20 protein-coding genes and 1 riboswitch are annotated in these 23,937 nt (G+C 65.3%); of the genes, 10 read left to right on the top strand and 10 right to left on the bottom strand.

The features are described 5' to 3' along the window. Positions 1–57: 57 nt before the first annotated feature. From KW845_RS07705 to KW845_RS07695, 3 genes are all read left to right on the top strand, one after another. Positions 58–2,118, top strand: a complete 2,061-nt coding sequence (locus tag KW845_RS07705; protein WP_218368535.1) for a M3 family metallopeptidase — start codon at positions 58–60, stop codon at positions 2,116–2,118. A gap of 443 nt (positions 2,119–2,561) precedes the next feature. Next, positions 2,562–3,176, top strand: a complete 615-nt coding sequence (locus KW845_RS07700; protein ID WP_218368534.1) for an SCO family protein — start codon at positions 2,562–2,564, stop codon at positions 3,174–3,176. 161 nt (positions 3,177–3,337) lie between these two features. Then, positions 3,338–3,589 (top strand): GlsB/YeaQ/YmgE family stress response membrane protein, encoded by a 252-nt coding sequence (locus KW845_RS07695; protein ID WP_218368533.1) that lies wholly within the window; start codon positions 3,338–3,340, stop codon positions 3,587–3,589. A gap of 89 nt (positions 3,590–3,678) precedes the next feature. On the opposite strand, the gene adeC is transcribed toward KW845_RS07695, so the two are convergent. The 3 genes from adeC to KW845_RS07680 are packed head-to-tail and all read right to left on the bottom strand — an operon-like array spanning position 3,679 to position 9,539. Then, positions 3,679–5,136 (bottom strand): AdeC/AdeK/OprM family multidrug efflux complex outer membrane factor, encoded by a 1,458-nt coding sequence (adeC, locus tag KW845_RS07690; RefSeq protein ID WP_304502398.1) that lies wholly within the window; start codon positions 5,134–5,136, stop codon positions 3,679–3,681. Continuing rightward, entirely contained in the window at positions 5,133–8,342 is a 3,210-nt protein-coding gene (locus tag KW845_RS07685; protein ID WP_218368531.1) for an efflux RND transporter permease subunit, read from the bottom strand. The genes adeC and KW845_RS07685 overlap by 4 nt, the downstream gene beginning before the upstream one ends. Positions 8,343–8,351: 9 nt before the next feature. Next, on the bottom strand, positions 8,352–9,539 hold the full coding sequence (locus KW845_RS07680) for an efflux RND transporter periplasmic adaptor subunit (RefSeq protein ID WP_218368530.1): 1,188 nt from the start codon (positions 9,537–9,539) through the stop codon (positions 8,352–8,354). Between the two features lie 215 nt (positions 9,540–9,754). Between KW845_RS07680 and KW845_RS07675 the strand changes: the two genes are divergently transcribed. The 3 genes from KW845_RS07675 to KW845_RS07665 all read left to right on the top strand — a co-directional run bounded on the left by KW845_RS07675 (position 9,755) and on the right by KW845_RS07665 (position 12,723). Beyond that, on the top strand, positions 9,755–10,684 hold the full coding sequence (locus KW845_RS07675; protein WP_255592428.1) for a LysR family transcriptional regulator: 930 nt from the start codon (positions 9,755–9,757) through the stop codon (positions 10,682–10,684). 204 nt (positions 10,685–10,888) lie between these two features. Further along, entirely contained in the window at positions 10,889–11,878 is a 990-nt protein-coding gene (locus KW845_RS07670; RefSeq protein WP_255592427.1) for a tripartite tricarboxylate transporter substrate binding protein, read from the top strand. A gap of 44 nt (positions 11,879–11,922) precedes the next feature. After that, positions 11,923–12,723, top strand: coding sequence for an SDR family NAD(P)-dependent oxidoreductase (locus tag KW845_RS07665; protein WP_370628189.1), 801 nt, complete (start codon positions 11,923–11,925; stop codon positions 12,721–12,723). Here the strand turns inward: KW845_RS07665 and KW845_RS07660 are convergent. Further along, the gene (locus tag KW845_RS07660) at positions 12,720–13,625 is read right to left on the bottom strand and encodes a LysR family transcriptional regulator (protein WP_255592426.1); all 906 of its coding nucleotides are present in this window, start codon (positions 13,623–13,625) and stop codon (positions 12,720–12,722) included. The genes KW845_RS07665 and KW845_RS07660 overlap by 4 nt on opposite strands. 97 nt (positions 13,626–13,722) lie before the next feature. Further along, on the bottom strand, positions 13,723–14,454 hold the full coding sequence (locus KW845_RS07655) for a pseudouridine synthase (RefSeq protein WP_218368529.1): 732 nt from the start codon (positions 14,452–14,454) through the stop codon (positions 13,723–13,725). 137 nt (positions 14,455–14,591) lie between these two features. Beyond that, positions 14,592–14,776: riboswitch (yybP-ykoY riboswitch) on the top strand. On the opposite strand from KW845_RS07655, the gene mntP reads away from it, so the two are divergent. The 3 genes from mntP to KW845_RS07640 all read left to right on the top strand — a co-directional run bounded on the left by mntP (position 14,764) and on the right by KW845_RS07640 (position 17,266). Next, entirely contained in the window at positions 14,764–15,330 is a 567-nt protein-coding gene (gene mntP / locus KW845_RS07650) for a manganese efflux pump MntP (RefSeq protein WP_218368657.1), read from the top strand. It overlaps the preceding riboswitch by 13 nt. An 83-nt stretch (positions 15,331–15,413) precedes the next feature. Continuing rightward, on the top strand, positions 15,414–15,980 hold the full coding sequence (locus KW845_RS07645) for a chorismate lyase (protein WP_218368528.1): 567 nt from the start codon (positions 15,414–15,416) through the stop codon (positions 15,978–15,980). 83 nt (positions 15,981–16,063) lie between these two features. Beyond that, entirely contained in the window at positions 16,064–17,266 is a 1,203-nt protein-coding gene (locus tag KW845_RS07640; RefSeq protein WP_218368527.1) for an MFS transporter, read from the top strand. A 21-nt stretch (positions 17,267–17,287) separates the two neighbouring features. Here KW845_RS07640 and KW845_RS07635 read toward each other — a convergent pair whose 3' ends face one another. Continuing rightward, positions 17,288–17,824 (bottom strand): YaeQ family protein, encoded by a 537-nt coding sequence (locus KW845_RS07635; protein WP_218368526.1) that lies wholly within the window; start codon positions 17,822–17,824, stop codon positions 17,288–17,290. 88 nt (positions 17,825–17,912) lie between these two features. Here KW845_RS07635 and KW845_RS07630 point away from each other — a divergent pair, with 88 nt between their 5' ends. Then, positions 17,913–18,563: a LysE family translocator gene (locus KW845_RS07630; RefSeq protein WP_218368525.1), complete on the top strand. Its 651-nt coding sequence runs from the start codon at positions 17,913–17,915 to the stop codon at positions 18,561–18,563. Positions 18,564–18,605: 42 nt separating this feature from the next. Here KW845_RS07630 and KW845_RS07625 read toward each other — a convergent pair whose 3' ends face one another. The 4 genes from KW845_RS07625 to KW845_RS07610 all read right to left on the bottom strand — a co-directional run bounded on the left by KW845_RS07625 (position 18,606) and on the right by KW845_RS07610 (position 23,935). Next, positions 18,606–20,477: a dipeptide ABC transporter ATP-binding protein gene (locus tag KW845_RS07625; protein ID WP_218368524.1), complete on the bottom strand. Its 1,872-nt coding sequence runs from the start codon at positions 20,475–20,477 to the stop codon at positions 18,606–18,608. Positions 20,478–20,491: 14 nt separating this feature from the next. Next, the gene (locus tag KW845_RS07620; RefSeq protein WP_218368523.1) at positions 20,492–21,376 is read right to left on the bottom strand and encodes an ABC transporter permease; all 885 of its coding nucleotides are present in this window, start codon (positions 21,374–21,376) and stop codon (positions 20,492–20,494) included. Further along, positions 21,373–22,317, bottom strand: coding sequence for an ABC transporter permease (locus KW845_RS07615; RefSeq protein ID WP_218368522.1), 945 nt, complete (start codon positions 22,315–22,317; stop codon positions 21,373–21,375). Before KW845_RS07615 ends, KW845_RS07620 begins: the two co-directional genes overlap by 4 nt. Before the next feature lie 103 nt (positions 22,318–22,420). Next, the gene (locus KW845_RS07610; protein ID WP_218368521.1) at positions 22,421–23,935 is read right to left on the bottom strand and encodes an ABC transporter substrate-binding protein; all 1,515 of its coding nucleotides are present in this window, start codon (positions 23,933–23,935) and stop codon (positions 22,421–22,423) included. Between the last annotated feature and the right edge of the window lie 2 nt (positions 23,936–23,937).

Genomic DNA, 23,937 nt, shown 5'->3' with positions numbered 1-23,937 from the left:
GGCGCCCCGCCCTCATCTGCAATCAGTACAGATTCTTATTTCCCCCAGCGACACCCCATGACCCAGAACCCCCTGCTCGCCCCGGTATCCGGCTTGATCGACTACGCCGCCGTCCAACCTGCGCACATCGTGCCCGCCATCCAGGAATTACTGGGCACGGCTCGCCAGGCGGTGGAAGCGGCCGCCGACCCCACCCTGCCGGCCGAATGGGAAGCCGTGGTGCAGCCGCTGGACACCGCCAGCGAACAGCTGTGGCGGGCCTGGTCGGTAGCGGGGCACCTGAATGCGGTGGTCAATACGCCCGAACTGCGCGAGGCCTATAACGCCGCGCTGCCGCTGGTAACCGAGTTTTCCACCTGGGCAGGCCTGCACGAAGGCTTGTACCGCCAGTATCAGCGCCTGCGCGCCGTGCCCGGTTTCGAAGGCTGGGATCCGGTGCGCCGCCGCATCGTGGAACTGGCGCTGCGCGACTTCAGATTGAGCGGCGTCGAGCTGCAGGGCGAGGCGCGCGAGCGCTATGCCGCTATTTCCGACCGCGAGGCACAGGTTGCGCAGAAGTTCTCCGAGAACGTGCTCGACGCCATCGACGCCTGGTCGCTGCTCATCGACGACGAAACCCGCCTGGCCGGCCTGCCCGCCGACGTGCTGCAAGCCACCCGCCAGGCCGCCCAGGAAGACGGCAAGCCGGGGTGGAAGCTGACGCTGAAAATGCCCTGCTACCTGCCGGTGATGCAATACGCGCGCGACCGCACCCTGCGCGAGCAGATGTACCGCGCCTATGGCACGGTGGCATCCGAACAGGGCGATGCGCGTTTCGACAACTCGTCCCTGATCGAAGAACTGCTGGCACTGCGCGCCGAAGAATCGGCCCTGCTCGGCTATGGCACCTTTGCCGCACTGCGCCTGCAGACCCGCATGGCCCGCGATGCCGGTGAAGTCGTCGCATTCCTGCGCGACCTGGCCACGCGCGCACGCCCTTATGCCGAGCGCGACCTGGCGGAACTGACGGCCTATGCGGCCGCCGAACTGGGCCTGGACATCTTGCAGCCCTGGGACGTCGCCTATGCGTCCGAACGCCTGCGGGAAACGCGCTATGCGTATTCCGAAGACGAGATCAAGCAGTATTTCACCGAACCCCGCGTGCTCGAAGGGCTGTTCCAGGTCATTGAAACGCTGTTCAACGTACGCTTGCACGAAACCGAGGTCTCGCGCTGGCAGGCCGATGTGCGCGGCGTACGTGTGGAAGCGCCCGATGGCGCCCTGATCGGCCATCTGTACCTGGACCTGTACGCGCGTGCGGGCAAGCAAAGCGGCGCCTGGGTCGACAGCGAACGCAACCGCCGCCGCCTGGGCAGCCGGGTGCAGACACCCGTGGTGTACCTGACCTGCAATTTCGCGCGCCCCGGCGACGGCAAGCCAGCCCTGCTGACGCACGACGACGTCATCACGCTGTTCCACGAAACCGGCCACGCGCTGCACGCCTTGCTGTCGGAAGTAGACGAGCCTGCGGCATCGGCCTTTGCCAGCGTCGAATGGGATGCCATCGAACTGCCCTCGCAGTTCATGGAGAATTTCTGCTGGGAATGGCCGGTGGTGCAACGCTTGTCGGCGCATGTCGAGCATGGCCAGCCGCTGCCTCGCGCCTTGTTCGACAAGCTGGTGGCGGCGCGCAACTTCCAGAGCGGCATGCAGACCGTGCGGCAAATCGAATTCGCCCTGTTCGACATGCTGCTGCACGACCGTGCCCAGGGCACCTCGATTGCCGACGCATTGGCGCTGCTGCAGCAAGTGCGCAATGAAGTGGCGGTACTGTTCCCGCCGGCCTGGCATCGCCTGCCGCATGCTTTCTCGCACCTGTTCGCCGGTGGCTATGGCGCCGGCTACTACAGCTACAAGTGGGCCGAAGTGCTGTCGGCCGACGCCTACGAAGCTTTCGAAGAGGCGGCAACCCAGGCGGGCGAGCATGGCACGCTGGACGCCGTCACCGGTGCACGCTTCCGCAAGGAAGTCCTGGCGGTGGGCGGCGCGCGGCCGGCTGCCGAATCGTTCCAGGCGTTCCGCGGCCGCGCGCCACGCATCGATGCGCTGCTGCGGCACAGCGGCATGGTGGCGGACTGACGGTTCCCCGGGCTATCGCGCGCTGCACAGGATGATGAGCTGCGTGTAGCGCGGCAATGAGTTCTGGCCCAGTCCCGTGGCGTCCGGGCAGGCGGTGGCGGCGAGTTGGGCGCCGGGGTGGCCTGCGCAGCAGGCCGAGGGCGCCTGCATGCGCCCGAGCCCGGCGCACGTCGCCGCCACCGCCTGCCCGGACGCCACGGGACTGCGTCTGCGTCAATTCGAGCCATCGCATCAAACGTGCAAAAGCTGTACCGGCTTCTTCCCCAGTCTGGGTAATCACATGCATGACGGGCTTCGCCCAGCCCCAAGCGCAGGACGACGAGGCGCCCCAAGAACTCAAACAGGGAAAACACAAACAAAACCGCACCCGCCAACCCCACCGATACCAACGCGCTAGAATCGTGCCTATTGCTATCTTGACTGCCTGAACACCCAACACCGACATGCCTGCTTTTTTCTCTGGCCGCCTCTGGCGCGCCCTGTTGCTGGCCACCTGCACGCTGCTGGCGGCCTGTGGCGACAAAGCCGCTGACTGGACACTTTATGACGTCAAGGGCCACCTGCCCGACCTGAAGTTCCAATTGAATGGCGCCGGCGGCAAGACGATTTCCAGCGACGATCTCAAGGGCAAGACCGTGCTGCTGTTTTTCGGCTACGCAAGCTGCCCCGATATCTGCCCCACCACCATGGCCCAGTTGACCGCGGTGCTGCAGCAGTTGGGCGACCAGGCCGGCGACGTACGCATCCTGTTCGTCAGTGTCGACCCGCACCGCGATACGCCCGATATCTTGCAGGCGTATGTCGATGCGTTCAATAACAACGCCATCGGCGTCACGGGCAGCGAAAAGCAGATCGCCGACCTGGCGCGCCGCTACCGCGTGGCCTACCAGATCGAACGCCCCCGGCCCGGCGACGCGGCCGACGTCTACGACGTCACGCACAGCCGCGGCGTATATATCTTCGACAACACAGGAAAAGCACGCCTGCTGGCATCGGACACCGACAGTATCGACGTGATCGTCAAGGATCTGCACCAATTGATCGACATCACCGGCTAAATTGCCGTCATTGGAGCCTTGGGCGGCGCATGCCGCCAGGCGGCAATCCTGGCCAGGGTGTTGCGCGGATGCCCCACATACTAGTTGTTACTAGCCTGGGTCCGCGCGCGATGAGTATGATCCAAACGCTTACCCCTACACCCTGAAAGAGGAGCACGCGCATGAGCATTATCATCATGATCATCGTCGGCTTTGTCGTCGGCCTCATCGCCCGCGCCATCATGCCTGGCGACCAGAATATGGGGATCATCATGACATCCCTGCTGGGTATCGTCGGCGCAGTCGTGGCAGGCTTCCTGGGCCAGTCCCTGGGCTGGTATGCGGCAGGCGAGCCGGCGGGCTGGATCGGCTCGGTTGTCGGCGCCATCGTGGTGCTGTTCGTGGTGGGCCTGATCACCAAGAAACGCGCATAGCGCACCAGCTGAAAGACAAGGGGCGGCCTCATGGCCGCCCCTTTTGTTTGCCCCCTCGAGGAAGAAGCGCGTAACGCTTCGGGGGTGGATCAGAGCCCGGCCATGGTCTGCTCGGTCCAGCCGCCTCCCAGGGTGCGATACAGCGTGACCAGGTTGGACAAGCGCGCCAGGCGGGTTTCCACCAGCACCTGCTGCGACGAATACAGCGAACGCTGCGCATCCAGCACGCTAAGGTAGTTGTCGACCCCCTGCTCGAAACGCTGCTGCGACAGGTTGTAGGCGCGCTGGCTGGCATCGACCAGCAAGCGCTGCGCCTCGATCTGTGTCTGCAGCGTACCTCGGCCGGCCAGCGCATCCGAGACTTCGCGAAACGCCGTCTGGATGGATTTCTCGTATTGCGCCACCTGGATGTTCTTGCGGACCTTGGAGGCATCCAGGCTGGCTCGCAAGGCACCGCCCGCGAAGATGGGCATGGTGATGCTGGGTGCGAAGCTCCAGGCCCCCGAACCGGCATCGAACAACCCGCCCAGGCTGGCACTGGCAGTACCGGCGCTACCCGTCAGGCTGATGGTGGGAAAGAAGGCAGCGCGCGCGGCACCGATGTTCGCATTGGCAGCCTTCAGCTGGTGTTCGGCCGCACGAATATCCGGGCGACGCGCCAGCAGGTCGGACGGCAGGCCCGCAGGCAGTGCGCGCGGCATGATGCCATCGGGCAGCGTGGTGGCCTGGTCCAGCTGCGCCACCACATCGGCCGGCAGCGGCTGCCCCACCAGCAATACCAGCGCATTGCGATCCTGCGCGGCCAGGCGCGTGTACTGCGACTGGTTGCGCTGGGCGGTACGCAGCGCAATCTCGGCCTGGCTCAGATCAAGTTCGGTGGCAACGCCCAGGTCGTAGCTTTGCTTGGTGAGTTTGTACGAATCTTGCTGTGCCGCCAGCGTGGACTGGGTCAGGCTCAGCAATTCCTGGTCGGCGCGCAGCGTCAGGTAGGCACTGGCGGTTTCCGCGATCAGGGCCAATTGCGTGGCGGTACGCGTCTCGTCTTGCGCCAGATAGGTTTCCAGGGCCTGCTCGCTCAGGCTGCGTATGCGCCCGAACAGGTCCAGTTCCCAGGCCGAGATGGCGCCGCCCACTTGGTAGCTGCGGCTGATGCCTGACTCGCCGCTTTGCGTCAGGTCGCCCGGCAGGCGTTGTACCGAACCTTCGCCGCCAACGCCGACGCCAGGCAACAGGTCGGCCCGCTGAATGCGGTACTGCGCCCGCGCCTCTTCGACATTCAGGGCGGCCACGCGCAGGTCGCGGTTGGCATCCAATGCCATCGAGATCAAGTTCTGCAACAGCGGATCGGCAAAGAAGTCGCGCCAGCCGATATCGGCTGCCACGGCATCCGTCGCGCCGCCCTGCCCGGCCGCCTCGTAAGCCGGGCCGGAGGGAAAGGCCGCGCCGACCGGCGCCGCGGGGCGTTCGTAGGTAGGCGCCAGGGAGCAGCCCGCCAGGGCCGCGGCCAGCGCCAGTGTCAGGAAAGATCGTTGCATGGTCGGGTTCATTGCGGTTGCTCCCCAGGCTGCGCCGAAGGCGCGGTCGGCAAGGCACCGTCGTCTTGCGAATCATCGTCGTTTTCATCGTCTGCCTCGTGGCGTTCGGTGTGGCGCTTGACCTTGAACAGGCGCAGCATCACCACAAAGAAAGCAGGCACGAAGAAGATGGCCAGGAACGTGCCGGCCAGCATGCCGCCGATCACGCCGGTACCGATGGCGTGCTGGCTGCCCGAGCCCGCGCCGGAGGAAATGGCCAGCGGGACCACGCCCAGGATGAATGCCATGGACGTCATCAGGATGGGGCGCAGGCGCTGCCGCGCCGCATGGACGGCGGACTCGACCAGGCTGGCGCCTTCCTCGTAATGGGCCTTGGCGAATTCCACGATCAGGATGGCGTTCTTGGCGCTCAGCCCCACCGTGGTCAACAGGCCGACCTGGAAGTACACGTCGTTCGACAGCCCCCGCAACAGCGTCGCCGCCAGCACCCCGATGACGCCCAGGGGTACCACCAGCATGACCGATGTCGGGATCGCCCAGCTTTCGTACAAGGCGGCCAGGCACAGGAACACCACGATCAGCGAAATCAGGTACAAGGCCGGGGCCTGCGAACCGGACAGGCGCTCTTCGTACGACAGGCCGGTCCAGTCGTAGCCCACGCCCGTGGGCATGGTGGCCGCGATGCGTTCCATTTCGGCCATGGCCTCGCCCGAGCTGTAGCCCGGCGCCGCCTGGCCCTGGATGTTGAACGAGGGCACGCCGTTATAGCGGTCCAGGCGCTGCGGTCCGTAGGTCCAGTGGGCCGAGGCAAAGGCCGAGAAAGGCACCATGTCGCCCGACGTGTTGCGCACATACCATTTGTTCAGGTCTTCGGGCAGCATGCGCGCCGCCGCTTCGCCCTGCACGTACACCTTCTTCACGCGGCCGCGGTCGAGGAAGTCGTTGGCGTACGACCCGCCCCAGGCCGTGGACAGCGTGTTGTTGATGTCGGCAATGGCCACGCCCAGCGCCCGTGCCTTCTCGCGGTCGATATCCAGCTGGTATTGCGGCGCATCTTCCATGCCGTTGAGCCGCACGCCCACCAGCTTGGGACTCTTGGAGGCCTCGGCCAGGAAGTGGTCGCGCGCCTCGGCCAGGCGCTCGTGCCCCAGGCCGGCCTGGTCCAGCAACTGGAAATCGAAGCCCAGCGCGTTGCCCAGTTCCATGACTGCGGGCGGCGCGAAGGCGGTGACACGCGCATCATGCAGATTCTTGGAAAAATAGGCATTGGCGCGCGCAGCCAACGCGTCTACCTTCAGCGCGGCATCGCCGCGTTCGCTCCAGTCGCGCAGCTTGATGAACATGATGGCCGAGTTCTGGCCGCGGCCGCCGAAGCTGAAGCCGTGCACCGCGAACACCGATGCCACCGCGTCCTTCTCGTCTTCGAGCAAGTAGCGGGTAGCGGCTGCCACCGTCTGGCTGGTGCGCTCGGCGGTGGCACCCGCCGGCGCCTGCACCTGCGCAAACAGGATGCCCTGGTCTTCGTTGGGCAGGAACGACGTGGGAATGCGCGTGAACATCCAGCCCATGACCAGCAGCAAAACCAGATAGATCAGCATCAGGCGCTTGGTGCGGCTCAGGCCGCGCGCCACTGAATTGGCATAGCCGTGGGTCGAGCGGTCGAAGAACCGGTTGAACCAGCCGAAGAAGCCCGTCTTGGTGGCGTGGTGCCCCTTGGGAATACGCTTGAGCAGCGTCGCGCACAGGGCCGGCGTGAAGATGATGGCCACCAGCACCGACAGCACCATCGACGATACGATGGTGATCGAGAATTGCCGGTAGATCACGCCCGTGGACCCGCCGAAGAATGCCATGGGCACGAACACGGCCGACAGCACCAGCGCGATGCCAACCAGCGCACCGGTAATCTGGCCCATGGATTTGCGTGTGGCCTGCCGGGGCGACAGGCCCTCTTCGGCCATGACGCGCTCGACGTTTTCGACCACCACGATGGCGTCGTCGACCAACAGGCCGATGGCCAGCACCATGCCGAACATGGTCAGCGTGTTGATGGAATAACCGAATGCGGCGAGCACGCCGAAAGTACCCAACAGCACCACCGGCACGGCCAGGGTGGGAATCAGCGTGGCCCGGAAGTTCTGCAGGAACAGATACATCACCAGGAACACCAGGATGATGGCCTCGATCAGGGTGTGGATCACGCTTTCGATCGACAGCGACACGAACGGCGAGGTGTCGTAGGGATAGACCACATCCATGCCGGGTGGGAAGAACGGCTTGAGGCTGTTGATCGTGTCGCGCACCGCGTCGACCGTATCCAGCGCGTTGGCGCCCGGTGCCAGCTTGATGGCCAGGCCCGAGGCGGGCTTGCCGTTGAAATAGCTGTCGATGGAATAGTTCTGCGCGCCCAGCGAGACACGCGCCACGTCGGCCAGCCGCACTTGCGAGCCGTTGGCGTTCACCTTGAGCAGGATGTCGCCGAACTCTTCGGGAGTCTGCAGGCGCGACGGGCCGATGATGGTGGCATTGAGCTGCTGGCCGCGCATCGCGGGCAAGCCGCCCAGCTCGCCCGACGACACCTGGACGTTCTGCTCTTTGACCGCGTTCATGACATCGACCGTGGTCAGGTCGTAGGCCAGCAGTTTGTCGGGATCCAGCCAGATGCGCATGGCGTACTGCGAGCCGAACAACTGGAAATCGCCGACCCCCGTGGTACGGCTGACCGGATCTTGCACGTTGGCCGCCACGTAGTTGGCCAAGTCTTCCTTGGCCATGCTGCCATCGGTGGAAATGAAGCCGGCCACGATCAGGAAGTTCTTGGTGGCCTTGCTGACCCGGATCCCCTGCTGCTGCACCTCGAGCGGCAATAGCGGCTGCGCCACGGCAAGCTTGTTCTGTACCTGCACCTGCGCCGTGTCAGGGTCGGTTCCCTGGGCAAAGGTCAGGGTGATGGCCATGCTGCCGTCGGAATTGCTCTCAGACGAGATGTAGTTCAGGTTGTCGATGCCGTTCATCTGCTGTTCGATGACCTGCACCACGCTGTCCTGTACCGTCTGGGCCGATGCGCCGGGATAGTTGACCCGGATGCTGATGGCCGGCGAGGCAATGTTGGGATACTGCGCCACCGGCAATTGCAGAATCGCCAGGACGCCCGCCATCATCAATACGATGGCGATCACCCAGGCGAAAACCGGCCGGTCGATGAAAAACTTGGCCATGCGGGCTCCTTACTTGGCCACGCTGGCTGCGGCGGCGGGCGCCGCGGCCGGGGCCGCAAACTCGGTGGCGGTCACCTCGACGCCGGGCTGCACGTTCTGCAGGCCTTGCACGATGACCTTGTCGCCGGCCTTGAGCCCGCCGGTGACCAGCCATTGATCGCCAATGGCGCGATCGACCTTCAGCACGCGCAGTTCGACCTTGTTCTCGGCATTGACCACCAGCGCGGTGGGTTGGCCGCGCTGATCGCGGGTAATGCCGCGCTGCGGCGCCAGCAAGCCTTGCGGCGCCACGCCTTCGATCACGCGGGCGCGCACGAACATGCCGGGCAGCAATTTGTGGTCGGGGTTGGGAAATACCGCCCGCAGCGTGACCGAGCCGGTTCCTTCATCGACGGTGACTTCGGAGAACTGCAGGATGCCCTCGGGGCCGTACTGCGAGCCGTCGGCCAGGGTCAGAGACACCCGGGCGGCGTCCTTGCCAGCTTCGCGCTGCAGCAGGCCGCTGTCCAGTGCGCTTTTCAGGCGCAGCAATTCAACGCTGGATTGGGTCACGTCGACATAAATGGGGTCGATCTGCTGGACGGCCGCCAGCGCCCCCGCCTGATTGGCAGTGACCAGGGCGCCTTCGGTGACCGATGAGCGGCCGATGATGCCCTCGATGGGCGACAGCACCTTGGTGTAGACCAGGTTGATGCGCGCGGTCTCGAGCGCCGCCTTGGCCGACTGCACATCGGCGGCGGCCTGGTCGCGGACAGCCACGGCGTCGTCATACGCCTGGCGGCTGACCGCGCGGCTCTCGGCCAGCGGCTTGTAGCGCTGCACCAGCAGCCCGGCGGTCTTCAGCTGTGCCTGGGCACGCGCCAGGGCAGCCTTCTGGCTGTCGTAGCTGGCCTGGTACAGGGCGGGATCGATCTGGTAGAGCTGCTGTTCGGCCTGGACTTCGCCGCCCTCGGTGAACAGGCGCTTCTTGACGATGCCATTGACCTGCGGGCGGACTTCGGCCACCCGATACGCCGCCGTGCGGCCGGGCAATTCGGTAGTAAGCGATACGGGACGCGTGGACAGCGTCACCACGCCCACTTGCGGCTTGCCCCCGGCAGGCGCTTCCGAACCCTTGCCGCAGCCGGCTACCGCCAGCGCAGCCGCCATGATGGTCAATACGGCGGCGCCACGCCGCAGTCCGTTGTTGTTCTTCATACGATCCTTTCCGAGCTGTGCGATGCCGGCCACGCCCTGTGCGACGCCACGCCGACGGCTCTGTTCAGTGATACAGGTATTCCGCGGCCGCCCCATATGTTGCACCGCGGAATCCGCCATTTTGCTTTATCCCAATTCAGAAACAAAGTAGCCAAAGCCGAAAACATCATCCCAAATACGGGATAATTGCTTATCGTGTTTATTGGATGTCCGCCATGAAACGCCTGCAGGGCATGGAGTTTTTCGTCGAAGTGGCCAAGACGTGCAATTTCAGCCGCGCCGCCAACAACCTGGGCATGCCGAAGTCGACCGTGTCGCGACAGGTGGCCGAGCTGGAGCGTTCGCTGGGGCTGCAACTGCTTAGCCGCACTACCCGCAAGGTCGAGTTGACCGAGGCCGGCAAGCTTTATTTCGAGCGCTGCCAGCGCATCGTCGCCGAGGCGCAGGTGGCCCATGAAGAACTGCAGAAGCTGGTGGAAACGCCCTCGGGGCCGCTGCGGGTCAACATGCCGGCCGACTTTGGCACGGATTTCCTGGCCGAAGCCTTTATGGAGTTTTCTCAACGCTATCCCGAAGTGACGTTCTACCTGGACCTGGCCAGCCCCGAACATGCCGGGCGCGTATTCCAGAGCTGCGATATTTCGATCGAGATCGGCGCCCTGCCCGACTCGACCCAGATCGCGCGCTTGCTGGGCCGGCTGTCGGCTTACCTGTATGCCTCGCCCGACTACCTGAAGCGCCACGGCATGCCGCAACACCCCAGTGACCTGACCCGCCACGAATGCCTGGAGTTCCGCGCCGATAATGGCCGCGTCACGCGTTGGCCGTTGTCGCGCGGCGATGAGCGCATGGAGATCACGCCCGGCAACCGCTTTTCGGTCAACAGCGTGGCCATGGTGCGCAGCCTGGCATCGCTGGGAGCCGGCATTGCCGTCCTGGCACCGGTGCAAAGCGTGCGCCAGGACGTCGAACAACAGCGCCTGCAGCGCGTACTGCCCGAATGGCAGGCAGGGCCGTTTCCGGTGTACGCCGTGACCGATACGCGGCTGCTGCCCGCCAAGACCCGGATATTCATCGAGTTCCTGATGGAGCGGCTGCGCGACAGCAAGCTGGCGCCACAGGATAACGCCTCGTTGTTTATCTGATCCGGCAGCGGAAATGGATTGAAACAGATGTGCGTCCACGCTCAGGCAGGGGCGCCGTTCAATCGCGGCAGGCACGACAAGAACAAAGCCTTTCTTTTTGGTCAACTCCGGCGCAGCGCTATCTGCCAGGATCGGGCATCACTGGCGGAGATGCCAGGGATCGGGCCGCATCCGGCCCTATTCTGACAATATCTGGAGACACCGATGTCGATGTGTGTAATGCGCCGCTTGTGTAGCGGCGTGCTGGCCGCCGTGGCTGCCTGGCCCCTGTGGCTGGCGCCTGCCGCCGCCGCCGAATCCTGGCCGTCCAGGCCGATCCGGCTGGTGGTTCCCTTCACGCCGGGCGGAGGCACCGATACCCTGGCGCGCAGCCTGGCCGAAGGGCTGGGGGCAAAGCTGGGAACCACGGTAGTGGTCGAGAACCGCCCCGGGGCCGGATCCATGATAGGCAGCGATGTTGTTGCGCGCAGCGAGCCGGACGGCTACACGCTATTGATCGCCACCACCGCGCATGCCATCAACGCGACGCTGATCCCCGAATTGCCCTACGACACCGAGAAGGATTTCGCAGCGATCGCCCTGGTGGGCAAGGCACCGAACGTGATCGCGGTGCGTCCGGACAGTCCCCTGAAGACGCTGCCCGACATGCTGGCCAAGGCCAAGGCGCACCCTGGGGAACTGACCTACGGCTCTTCGGGCAATGGCACGGCCGTGCATCTGGCGGCCGAACTGCTCAAGCGCGAGGCCTCCATCGATATCACGCACGTGCCTTACCGCGGTGCCGGCCCCGCATTGAATGACTTGTATGGCGGCCAGATCGACATGCTCTTTGCCACGGCGACCGCGGTGGCCCCCGCCGTGCAGCGCGGGCAGCTGAGAGCCCTGGCCATCACGCCCGCGCAACGCTCGCCGGCCTGGCCCGGCGTACCCACTGTCGCCGAATCGGGCCTGCCCAACTACCAGGCCGACGTCTGGTACGCCATTTTTGCTGCCGGCGGCACGCCCGGCCCTATCGTCGAAAAACTCAACAAGGCCGTCATCGCGACCGTGCAATCCGCGCAATTCAAGAAGCGCACGGAATCGGAAGGCCTTGCCAGCCCCGCGATGTCGCCCACCGAACTCGAGTCGTATGTCGACGAAGAAGTCGAACGCTGGGGCCATGTCGTGCGCGATGCCGGCATTCGTGGCGGCTGAATGGCGGCAGCCGCATATTCACTCTACTGAAAAGGAGCTCGACGGTGAGCGAGAAGAGATTGGCCGGCAAGATCGCCGTGATCGTGGGCGCAGGCCAGCAGGCGGGAGAAACCGTGGGCAATGGCAAGGCCGTGGCCGTGCGGTTTGCCCAGGAAGGCGCCAGCCTGCTGCTGGTGGACATCAATGAGGAAGCCGCCCGCGAAACCTTGCGCGCAGTCCAGGATTGCGGGGCGCAAGCCGCGGTCTTGCGGGCGGACATTACCCATGAAGAAGACTGCCGGCAAATCATCCAGGCCTGCGTGGAACGCTTCGGGAAAATCGACATCCTGCATAACAACGTCGGCCGCTCGCTCGGCGACCGCCCGACCATGGAAATGCCCATTGACGCCTGGGATGCCATCATGGACATGAACATCAAAGGAATGTTCATGACCTGCAAGCACGCATTGCGGCAATTCGTGGCGCAAGGCAGCGGCTGCATCATCAACACTTCGTCGACCTCGTCGCTGTCGGCGCGCCCGACCGTTGCCTATAAAACAAGCAAGGGTGCCGTCAATACGCTAACCCAGCACATCGCCTCCGAAAACGCCAGGCACGGAATCCGGGCCAATGTCATCTTGCCCGGCCTGATCGACACGCCCATGGCGATTGAGCGGCGGGCACGCGAGCGCAATATCAGCCGCGAGACGGTTCGCCAGGAACGTGATGCGCTGGTTCCCATGGGCTGCATGGGCACGGCCTGGGACGTGGCCAATGCCGCGCTGTTCCTGGCCTCGGATGAAGCACGGTATATCACGGGCGTGTTGCTGCCGGTGGATGGAGGGTTGCTGCTCAAGCGGGGCTAGGCATCGGTGGCGCAGGCCAGCAGATGCGAAAACAGCTGCTCGACCATGGCCGGCAGGCTGTGCCTGTCGCGCACGCAAATATGCATTTGCCGCAGCGCCCAGTCATCGAGCAGGTCGACGATCGAGAACTGCATCATCGCCAGGTAGTTCCTGGCGATGATCGCGGGGATGATGGCGATTCCCAGCCCTTCGGCCACCATCCGGCAGCGCGCTTCGTAGTTCGAGACTTCGCTGCGCACCAACGGGGGCCGTGAAATGCTGGGCCCCGCCAATTCCAGGAACCCTTCCAGGCTGTGCCGCGGGAAGTAGCCCAGGAATTCATAATCCAGCGCATCTTCCATGCGGATCGCCTTGCGGCCGGCCAGCGGATGGCCGGCGGGCACGACCAGGCACACCTTGTCTTTCCTGTAGGGCCGCGAATGCAAGCCGGGGGTCGGCGCGGCGGCGTGATAGATGCCGATGTCGGCCTCGCCGTCCACGATCATCCGGGGGACATCGACGCTGGAGGCCTCGACCAGGTTCAGGCGGAACCCGGCATTGGCGCGCAGGAACTGGCTGATATCCCGCGGGAAGAACTGCACGGTGGTCGACGGATTGGCCGCCAGGCGCACTTTGGGCGTGCCGTCGGCCGAATATGAGCACAGCTCGTCTTGCGCAAGGCTGAGACTGCGCAGGATGGCCTTGGCGCGCTGATAGAAAGTGGCACCCGCCGCCGTGGGCGCGACACCCCGGCCGTGGCGCAACAGCAGCGATACGCCGACCTGGCGCTCGAGCTCGGTGATTCTCTTGCTGACCGCCGATATCACGAGGTCTTCGCGCAACGCCGCCCTGGAGAGGGTTTTCTCTTCTACCGCGGCAACATAGGCGCGCAGCAGCGACATTTCCAGAACGTGCTTGGCCATGGAAGATTCCCGGAATCCATGCCCGCCGGTTCGACGCGTGTGCGCTTGTCGAGACTGGCGGGCAATGACGGGCACCGCTCGCGTCGCGAAAGATGCCCTAGAAGCTTTCGTTGCCGCGCAGGTAGCGCCATTGGCCCCGCGGCAGGTCGCCCAGCGTGACCCGGCCGATGCGCACCCGCTTCAGGCCCATCACCTTCAGGCCCACCAGTTCGCACATGCGGCGGATCTGCCGTTTCTTGCCTTCGCGCAGCACGAAACACAATTGATCGGCATTCTGCCAGCGCACCTGGGCCGGGCGCAGCGGCTTGCCATCGAGGGACAGGCCGTGGTTCAGCAATGCCAGGCCGGCGGCGTCGAGCCGGCCCTGCACGCGCACCAGGTATTCCTTGTCGACATCGGAATCCTCGCCGATCAATTGGCGGGCGATGCGGCCGTCTTGCGTCAGCACCAGCAGGCCCTGCGAATCGATGTCCAGCCGCCCGGCCACGGCCAGCCCCTGCAAGTGCGCGCGCGTGAAACGCAATGGCGAGCGGTCGTGGGCATGGCGGGTACGCGCATCGACCAGCGCGACCGCCGGCGTATAGCCCTTTTCGGCCTGGCCGGACACATAGCCTATGGGCTTGTTGATCAGGATGGTGACGCGCGCCGTCTGTTGCGCCTGGGCGGCACGCTCGAGCGTGATGAGCTGGTCCGGAAAGGCGCGTGCGCCCAGTTCGGCCACCACCATGCCATCGACCTTGACCCATCCGCGTTCGATGTAGCTGTCAGCCTCGCGGCGCGAACACAGGCCGCGTTCGGCCATCAGTTTCGAGATTCGTATTTTTTCCATATGCGGTATCTGCCAGCCGCCCGGCGGCTTGGCAACCGGGCGGCAATCCCGCATTTTAGGCCCAGGCGACGAGCGGGCCGCGCCGGGCCGGGATTTTGGGGGCCGCGGCATCGATAAGGCCGGCTATAATGCGGCTTCCTCTTTGGGGAGTAGCCTACTTTCGTCGTCGAGCGAAAGGGTTGCGTCAACATTCTTGGCTGTAAGCCATGGCGCAAACGGCCGAAAGGCATGGCGAGACCATAGACGTACTCATACGCCGCCGGGCCGTATGAGAACGTTTATGTGTCGCCCGGCTGGAATTGCTTCCCTATGAATTTCGTCTCTACGATGATTCTTGCGTTGGCGATGTCGACCGACGCATTTGCCGCTGCCGTCGGCAAGGGCACTGCGCTTCGCAAGCCCAAGCTATCGGACGCCTTGAGAACTGGCCTTATTTTTGGTGTGATCGAGGCCATTACGCCGCTGGTGGGCTGGGCGCTGGGATCGATCGCTGCCGGGTTCGTTGCAGACTGGGACCACTGGATCGCGTTCTGTCTGCTCTGTATCCTGGGTGCCGTCATGATACGCAACGGCCTGCGGGGCGAAGACCGGCCCGAGGCCACTCCCGTCGTTCGCCATTCTTTCTGGCTTCTTGCAGCGACGGGCTTTGCCACCAGCATCGACGCCATGGCGGTGGGTGTAAGCCTCGCCTTCATCGACAACAACATTCTGATAACGGCGGCGGCCATCGGCCTGGCCACGCTCGTCATGGTGACGCTGGGCGTCATGGTTGGCCGGCTGATCGGCAGAATTGCCGGCAAATGGGCAGAAGTATTGGGCGGATTGGCGCTGATGAGTGTCGGCTCGGCCATCCTGTATGAACACCTTGGCGCCTGACGCGACCTGCACAATTCCAATCTTCCACCGATGTCAGGCTCCGGCTCGTGCACGATGTACAAGCCTTGGCATAATAAGCACCCATGAAAGTCCCTGCTCCCCTGGCGCCCGGCTGGCTGCCTGCCGTTCCGCCTTCGTTATCGACCGCTCACAAGTATTGGCTGATGCGCCCCGGCGCCCTGACTGCCGGCCTGCGCAAGCTGGGCAAGGTGCAACTGCGCGTGCTGCGTGAATATGCCCAGGGCGCGCTGGCCGACGAGGCCCGCGGCATGGGAATCGCGCCGGCCAGTCCGGTGTGGGTACGCGAGATCCTGATGTCGGTCGATGGCGTGGACAGCGTGGTGGCACGCAGCCTGACGCCGCTGACGGCCTCGCATGGCACCTGGCAAGGGATGCGGCGGCTGCGCACGCGCCCGCTGGCGGACATGCTGTACCACGACCGCAGCATCGAACGCTCGGCCTTTGCCTGCCGCCGCCTGGCCTGGCCCGTGCCCTTTCATGCCACGGCGCGTGCCGTGCAAGCCCAACCGGCCGCCGGTGCATTGTGGGCGCGCCGCTCGGCCTTCTGGCGCCTGGGGCAGCCGCTGCTGGTGGCCGAATGCTTCCTGCCCGCCTTCTGGACCCATATCGAACGCCATCCGGCGCGCTGAACCACTCACCCGGGCGGCGTGAGCAGGCCAGAACCCAGGAATCGGGGCATAATCCTCGCTTCCCTTGCCGCCCGCCGCTCGCCATGACGTCCACCGAAGCCTCGCACGTCCGCCGCAACGCCCAGATACTGAGCGTTGCCCAGGCCCTGGGCGGGGCCAGCCCGGCCATCATTATTTCGCTGGGCGGCCTGGTGGGCCAGGCGCTGGCCTCGCGACCTGCGCTGACCACGGTACCCATCAGCCTCTTCCACCTGGGGCTGGCGCTGGGCACCATACCGGCCGCCATGCTGATGCGGCGCCACGGGCGCCGCGCCGGCTACCTGCTGGGTGCCACATTGGGCCTGCTGGGCGGGGTGGTGGCCGCCTATGGCATCTGGGTCAGTTCGTTCCTGCTGTTCTGCGCGGGCACCGCGCTGGCCGGGCTTTACGCTTCTTATGTGCAAAGCTACCGCTTTGCCGTCATCGATGGCGTGGCGCCCGAGCGGCGTGCGCGCGCCATATCCTGGATCATGACCGCAGGCCTGTTCGCCGCGGTGATCGGCACGCAAGCCGTCATCTGGACCCGCGATGCCCTGCCCGCGGCGCCTTTCGCCGGCAGTTTCCTGTCGCAGGCCGTATTGGCGCTGCTGGCAATCGCCGTGCTGAGCCGCCTGCGCCCGATGCCCGTGGCGGTGGCCGACCCACAGCATGGCAGCGGCCGGCCGCTGGGCCAGATCGCGCGCCAGCCGCGTTTCATCGTGGCCGTGGTGGCCGGCATGGTGTCGTACGGGCTGATGAGCCTGGTGATGACGGCCGCGCCCATTGCCATGGTGGGATGCGGGCACACCGTGGGCGAAGCAGCGCTGGGCATCCAGTGGCATGTGCTGGCCATGTACATGCCCAGCTTCTTCACCGGCCGGCTGATCGAGCGCTTCGGCAAGGCACGCATCACGGGGCTGGGCCTGCTGCTGACAGCCAGCGCGGCGGCCGTGGCGCTGTCGGGCCTGAGCATTGCCCATTTCTGGGGCATGCTGGTATTGCTGGGCCTGGGCTGGAATTTCGGTTTCATCGGCGCCACCGCCTTGCTGACCGACTGCTATCGTGCCGAAGAGCGTACCCGCGCCCAGGCATTGAATGATTTCCTGGTGTTCGGTTCGGTGGCCGTGGCGTCGTTCTCGTCGGGCCGCCTGCTGACAGTCAGCGGCTGGGACACCATCAACCAGTTGGTGTACCCCATCGTGGCCGTGGTGCTGGCGCTGCTGCTGTGGCAGCGCCTTGCCTGGCACAAGGCCAAGGCCAAGGCCTGAACCGGGCCTGCCGCGGCCGGCTCAGCGCCAGGCCTCGGGTTCCAGCGTCACCTGGCCCAGGGCAGCCGACACAAAGGCCGTGCCGTCCTGTACGTTGACGTGCATGTCCATGGTGCGCTCGGCCAGCAGGCCCAGTTCGCGCGCCTGTCCGGTAGGCAGGTTCACCACCCGCAGGTTGCGCGCGCGCGCCAGCTTGCCGCGCACGCTTTCCCACCAGATCGTGCTGGCATGGCCGCCGTAGCAATACACCACCACTTGCCCGGCGCGGCCGCATGCCTTCAGGATACGGCGTTCGTCAGGCTGGCCGACCTCGATCCAGAGCTCGATGGCGCCGGTCAGGTCCTTGAGCCACAGGTCGGGCTCATCGGTGTCGCTCAGGCCCTTGGTGAACGCCAGGCCCTCTTGCGCGTGCAGGGCGTACGCAAGCAGGCGCACCATCATGCGTTCGTCGGTTTCCGACGGATGCCGGGCCACCGTCAGCGCATGGCTGCCGTAGTAGTGGCGATCGGTATCGGCAACATGCAGATCGGCTTTGTAAATGGTTGCGCGCAAGGCCATGAGGGCAGGATCCGGCGGCGGGAAGCCGCAAAAAGCGGTAATGATACTCGGCAGGCGTTATGCTGGCATCTTGCCGCCGGAGACCGCCATGACGCCCACCGCCGCCCTGCTCGCCTTCTGCGTTGCCGCAGGCATTCTTACCCTGACCCCGGGCCTGGATACCGCGCTGGTGCTGCGCACCTCGGCAGTGGAAGGCGGCCGGCGCGCCTTGCTGGCCGGGCTGGGCATCTGTGCCGGCTGCCTAGTCTGGGGCGTGGTGGTGGCCCTGGGGCTGGGGTCGCTGCTGGCGGCCTCGCAGACGGCCTACGATGTCCTGCGCATCTGCGGTGCGGCGTATTTGTTCTACCTGGGTATCAAGCTGCTGTGGCGCACCCTGCGCCGCCATGGCGGCGGCGACGTGCGGGCCCGTGCCGCCGGACTCGCGGCCCCCGTATCAGGCACGGGCGCCCAATGGTTTGCGCGCGGCTGCCTGACCAATGTCCTGAACCCCAAGGTGGGCGTGTTCTACGTGACATTCCTGCCGCAATTCATCCCGGCCGGCGTCAGCGTGCTGGGCTTCAGCCTGCTGCTGGCCGGCCTGCATGCCCTGATGGGGGTGCTGTGGTTCGCCATGCTGGTCGCGGCCACCCGGCCCCTGTCACGCTGGCTGCAACACCCGACCGTATTGCGTTCGCTGGACGGCTTGACCGGCACCGTGTTCCTGGCGTTCGGATTGAAACTGGCGCTGGAACGGCGCTGAAAGCCAGAGAGCAATACGCTGCACCGCCGGGACATGCCGGATTCACGCCGCCTGCGCATAAACCCCCACGGCATGGCGCGCCACATAATGGCCGTCCGCCACTTCCACCAAGGGCGCCACCACTGGCTCGTCGCCCACGTTGCGCACCGGGCTGGGAATTTCGTCGACCAATAGCGAACGCTTGCGGTGGCGGCGCTGGGGGTCGGCGATCGGTACGGCGTCCATCAGCTTGCGCGTGTACGGATGCTGGGGGTTTTCGAAGATGGCGCGGCGCGGGCCGATTTCGACGATCTGCCCCAGGTACATCACCGCCACCCGGTGGCTGATACGTTCGACCACCGCCATGTCGTGCGAGATGAACAGCAGCGACACGCCCAGCTCGCGCTGCAGGTCGAGCAGCAGGTTCACGATCTGCGCCTGGATAGAGACATCCAGCGCCGAGACCGATTCGTCGGCCACGATGACCTTGGGGTTGAGTGCCAATGCCCGCGCGATGCAGATGCGCTGGCGCTGTCCGCCCGAGAATTCGTGCGGATAGCGGTCGATCATGTCGGGAACCAGGCCGCACTTGTCCATCAGCCACCGCACGCGTTCCTGGGCAGCCTTGCCCTTGGCCACGCCGTGGATCAGCAGCGGCTCCATGATGGAATAGCCGACCGTCATGCGAGGGTCGAGCGAAGCGAACGGATCCTGGAAAATGAACTGGATATGGCGCCGCAGCGACTGCATGGCCGAGCCGCGCAGCGTGCCGATGTCCTGGCCGTCGAATTCGATGCGACCGCCCTGGCTCTTGACCAGCTGCAGCAGCGAACGGCCGGTCGTGGTCTTGCCGCAGCCCGATTCGCCCACCAGGGCCAGAGTCTCGCCGGGATAAAGATCGAAGCTGACCCGCTCGACCGCATGCACGCGCCTGTGCACGCGGCCCAGGATGCCGCCCGAGATATCGAAACGGGTGACCAGGTCTTTGACGCGCAGCACCGGCCCGCCCTCGCGGCGCACCGTGCTGGCGGGACCGGCCGGCACGGGGTCGGGCCGGGCACCGGCCGCGGCCTCGTCCACGCGCAGCAGCGGGAACGGCGCAGGCTCGTCGGTGCCACGCATGGCGCCCAGGCGCGGCACTGCCGACAGCAGCGCTTGGGTATAGGCATGCCGCGGCGAGGCGAAGATATCGTCGGAACCGCCCTCTTCGACCTTGTCGCCACGGTACATGACCAGCACCCGGTCGGCCACTTCGGCCACCACGCCCATGTCGTGCGTGATGAAGATCACGCCCATGTCCATTTCTTCCTGCAACTGGCGGATCAGCTGCAGGATCTGCGCCTGGATGGTGACATCCAGCGCGGTGGTGGGCTCGTCGGCGATCAGCAGTTGCGGCTTGCACGACAGCGCCATGGCGATCATGACGCGCTGGCGCATGCCGCCCGACAACTGGTGCGGGTAGCGGTCCAGGATGGCGCCCGCCTCGGGAATGCGCACGCGCTCGAGCATGCGCAGGGTTTCCGCGCGTGCCGCCGACGCGTCCAGCCCCTGGTGCAGTTGCAGCGCCTCGGCAATCTGCGAACCCGCCGTGAAGCTGGGGTTGAGCGAGGTCATGGGCTCTTGGAAGATCATGGCCACGTCGGCGCCCCGCACGCGCTGCAGCACCGACTCACCTGCCCGGCCCAGGTCCAGGACATCGCCGTTGCGCCGCCGCAGCCGCATGTCGCCGCCCACGATGCGGCCGCCGCCATACTCGACCAGCCGCATCAGCGCCAGCGACGTGACCGACTTGCCCGAGCCGGACTCGCCCACGATGGCCAGCGTCTCGCCGCGGTCGACGTGGAACGATACGTCGCGCACTGCCTCGACCACTCGGTCGGGCGTCTTGAAATTGACGGTCAGGCCTTCGACCTGCACCACCCTTTTGGCATCCATGCTTGTCATCGTGTTCACTTCTCTTGCCTCGGGTCGAGCGCGTCGCGCAGGCCGTCGCCCAGCAGGTTGAAGCCCAGCACCGCCAGGAAGATCGCCGAGCCCGGGAAGATCGACATCCAGGGCGCTTGCGTCATGAAATTCTTGGCAGTGTTCAGCATCGAACCCCAAGACGGATTGGGCGGCTGCAGGCCCAGGCCCAGGAACGACAGGCTGGCCTCGGCAATGATGGCGGTGGCAATCGTGATGGTGGCCTGCACGATCAGCGGCGGCATGATGTTGGGCAGGATATGGCGCGCGATGATGCGGGTATCCGAGGCCCCCAGCGCGCGCGAGCTTTGCACGTAGTCTTCGTTCTTTACCGCCAGCACCTGCCCGCGCGCCAGCCGGATGAACTTGGGCGCGGCCGATACGCCGATGGCAATCATGGCGTTGGTCAGGCTGGGGCCCAGGAAGGCGGCCAGCGCGATGGCCAGGATCAGGAACGGAATGGCCAGCAGCGCCTCGGTGCAGCGCGACACCACGCTGTCGATCCAGCCGCCGAAATAGCCCGACACCAGGCCGAACGGCACGCCGACGATCAGTGCGATCAGCACCGACACCAGGCCGGCCATCAGCGAGGCGCGGGCGCCATACAGCATGCGGCTGTAGATGTCGCGGCCCAGTTCGTCCGAGCCAAGCCAGAAGGTGGCCGACGGCGCTTTGCGGATGGACATGAAGCTGGTTTGCAGCGGGTCGTGCGTGGCCAGCAATGGCGCGAGCAGCGCCAGCAGCACGACCGCCAGCACAATGAAGGCACCCAGCAGCGCGACGCGGTTGCGTTTGAATTTTCCCCAGGCGCGGTTGCGGCTGCGGGGCGGCGTGACGGCGGCGGCGGCGGCCGTGGCAGTATGTGCGCTCATGCGTGCCTCAAGCGAGGATTGACCAGGATATACAGGATATCGGCCAGCAGGTTCATGATGATGAAGCCGACGGCCACGCACAGCACCACGCCCTGCACCACGGCGTAGTCGCGCGTGAAGACCGCATCGACGATCAGCTTGCCAAAGCCCGGAATGGTGAACACCTGCTCGGTCAGGACGGCGCCAGCCAGCAATTCGCCGAACAGCAGCGTGACCAGGGTCACGATGGGCATCAGCGCGTTGCGCAGCGCATGGCGCAACACCACGCGACGAGGCGACACGCCCTTGGCACGGGCGGTGCGCACGTAGTCGGCGCTAAGGGCCTCGAGCATGGCCGAACGCGTATGCCGCATCAGGTAGGCCGCGATGGCGGTGGATAGCACCAGCGCCGGCATCAGCATGGTTTTCATCGACAGCCAGAAATCGTCGAATGGCGACACATAGCCGGAGGCCGGCAGCAGCCGCCATTTCACCGACACCAGCATGATGAGCAGGATGCCCAGCCAGAAGTTGGGGATGGACATGCCCGACAGGGCCGCCACGTTGGCACCCATTTCGGTGGCGGTGCCCTTGCGCACCGCCGCCACGATGCCCATGGGCACCCCCACGATCAGGGCGAAGAACATGGCCATGGCGGCCAGTTGCAGCGTCACGGGCAGTTTCTGGGCGATCAGCTGGGTGACCGGCACGTCGGTGCGCAGGGATTTGCCCAGGTCGCCCTGCAGCACCTGCATCACCCAGGCGCCGTACTGCACGGGCAAGGGATCGTTCAAGTGGTACTTGTCGCGCAGGTAATCGAGCACGGCGGGGTCGCGCTCTTCTCCTGCCATCGTCAGCACCGGGTCTCCGGGCAGGATTTTCTGCAGCATGAAGACGATCAGCGACACCAGGATCAGGGTCGGGATCGCCACCAGCACGCGGCGCAAGATAATTTTGAACATAGGTGGAACCTGAAACGCTGGGTTGCAGACGACAAGGCGCCAAGTGCGCGGGCCGTGCATTGCGGCACGGCCCGGCGGTCAGGCGCGCGTCAACCCCTGCCCGCTATTGGGCGAATGCCACGCCCTTGAGGCGGATCATGCCGTCGGGATAGGGCTTGAAGCCCGTGACCTTCTTGGCCAGCACGAAAGGCCAGGGTTGGTAATAGATATACACCGCCTGGGCATCTTCTTGCAGGATTGCCTGCGCCTTGTCGTAGATGGCCTTGCGCTTGGCCTCGTCGGGCACGGTACGGGCCTCGGCCAGCAGCTTGTCGACTTCGGGGTTGCAGTAGCGGCCGTCGTTGAGGGCGCCCTTGCAGGTGACGAACTGGTAGATATTGCCGTCCGGGTCGACCCGGCCCGACCACCCGCGCATCAGCAACTCGAAATTGCCGCTTTGCGCTTCATTGAGCAGTGCGGCATATTCGGTGGGCCGCAGGCTGAGCTGGAATCCGGCTTCGGCCGACATGGCCTGCACCATCTCGGCAATGGCCGAGGTCGTGGTGTTGTTGCCGAAGGCCAGTTCGGCCTTGACCTGCTCCATGCCGGCTTCTTTCAGCAGCGCCTTGGCCTTGGCGATATCGCGCGCGGGCATGGGGAACTTGTCGCTGTGGTAGGGGCTCGCGGGCGGGAACGGCTGGTTGGCCGGATCGAAGATACCGCCGCCGACCACTTCGTTGATGATGTTGCGGTCCAGGGTCAGCTCGAACGCCCGGCGCACGCGCTCGTCTTTGAACGGGTTGGTCTCGGCGCGCTTGCCGTTGGCCAGGTTGAAGTAGAACTGCTGGTAGCCCAGGCCCGAGACCGTGGCGAATTGCAGGCTGGCGTCGCTCTTGACCTGCTGGGCATCGGACGGGTTCATGCGCTCGAGGATATCCAGGCCGCCGGCGCGCAGGTTCGACAAGCGCACCGTGGTGTCGGGGATCGGCAGGAAGGTCACGCGCTTGAAGGCATAATTCTTGGCGTCGTAGTACTGGTCGAACTTGTCGAGCACGATGCGGTCGTTCTGCACCCGCTGCACGAACTTGTAGGGGCCGGAACACACGGGGTTGCGCCCCACCGCGGCAGTGTCGTCGCCGAAGATCTTGGGCGACAGCATCATGCCGGCGCGGTCGGACAGCGCAGCCAGCAAGGTGGCGTCGGGCTGTTTCAGGGTCAGCACCAGGGTTTGCGCATCCGGCGCGTCGATCTTGGCCACCGAGGCGAGCTCACCCTTGCGCATGCTGTCTTGCAGCGTCATGGCGCGTTCGAGGTTGGCCTTGGCGGCCGCCGCGTCGAACTTGCTGCCATCATGGAACATGGCATCGGTGCGCAGCTTGAAGGTCAGCACGGTATTGTCGTCGTTCCACGACCACGACTGGGCCAGCTGCGGCACGAACTGAAGTTTCTCGTTGACGTCGACCAGCTTGTCGCACAGCGAGGTGAAGACAATGCGGCCGACATAAGTGCGGGCACGATGCGGGTCGAGGACGTCGGGGTCTTCTTGCAGGCCGATGCGCAATTCCTGCGCCACCGCCGCCCCCGAGGCCGCCGCCAGCAGCGCGGCGCACAACCCCAGCTTGAAGTGCGTGAGCTTCATAG

It is taken from the genome of Bordetella sp. BOR01, assembly GCF_019218885.1.
Classification (GTDB): Bacteria; Pseudomonadota; Gammaproteobacteria; order Burkholderiales; family Burkholderiaceae_B; genus Bordetella_A.
Note: the sequence above shows the minus strand (reverse complement) of the source record. Positions and strands in the feature narration are given on the sequence as shown.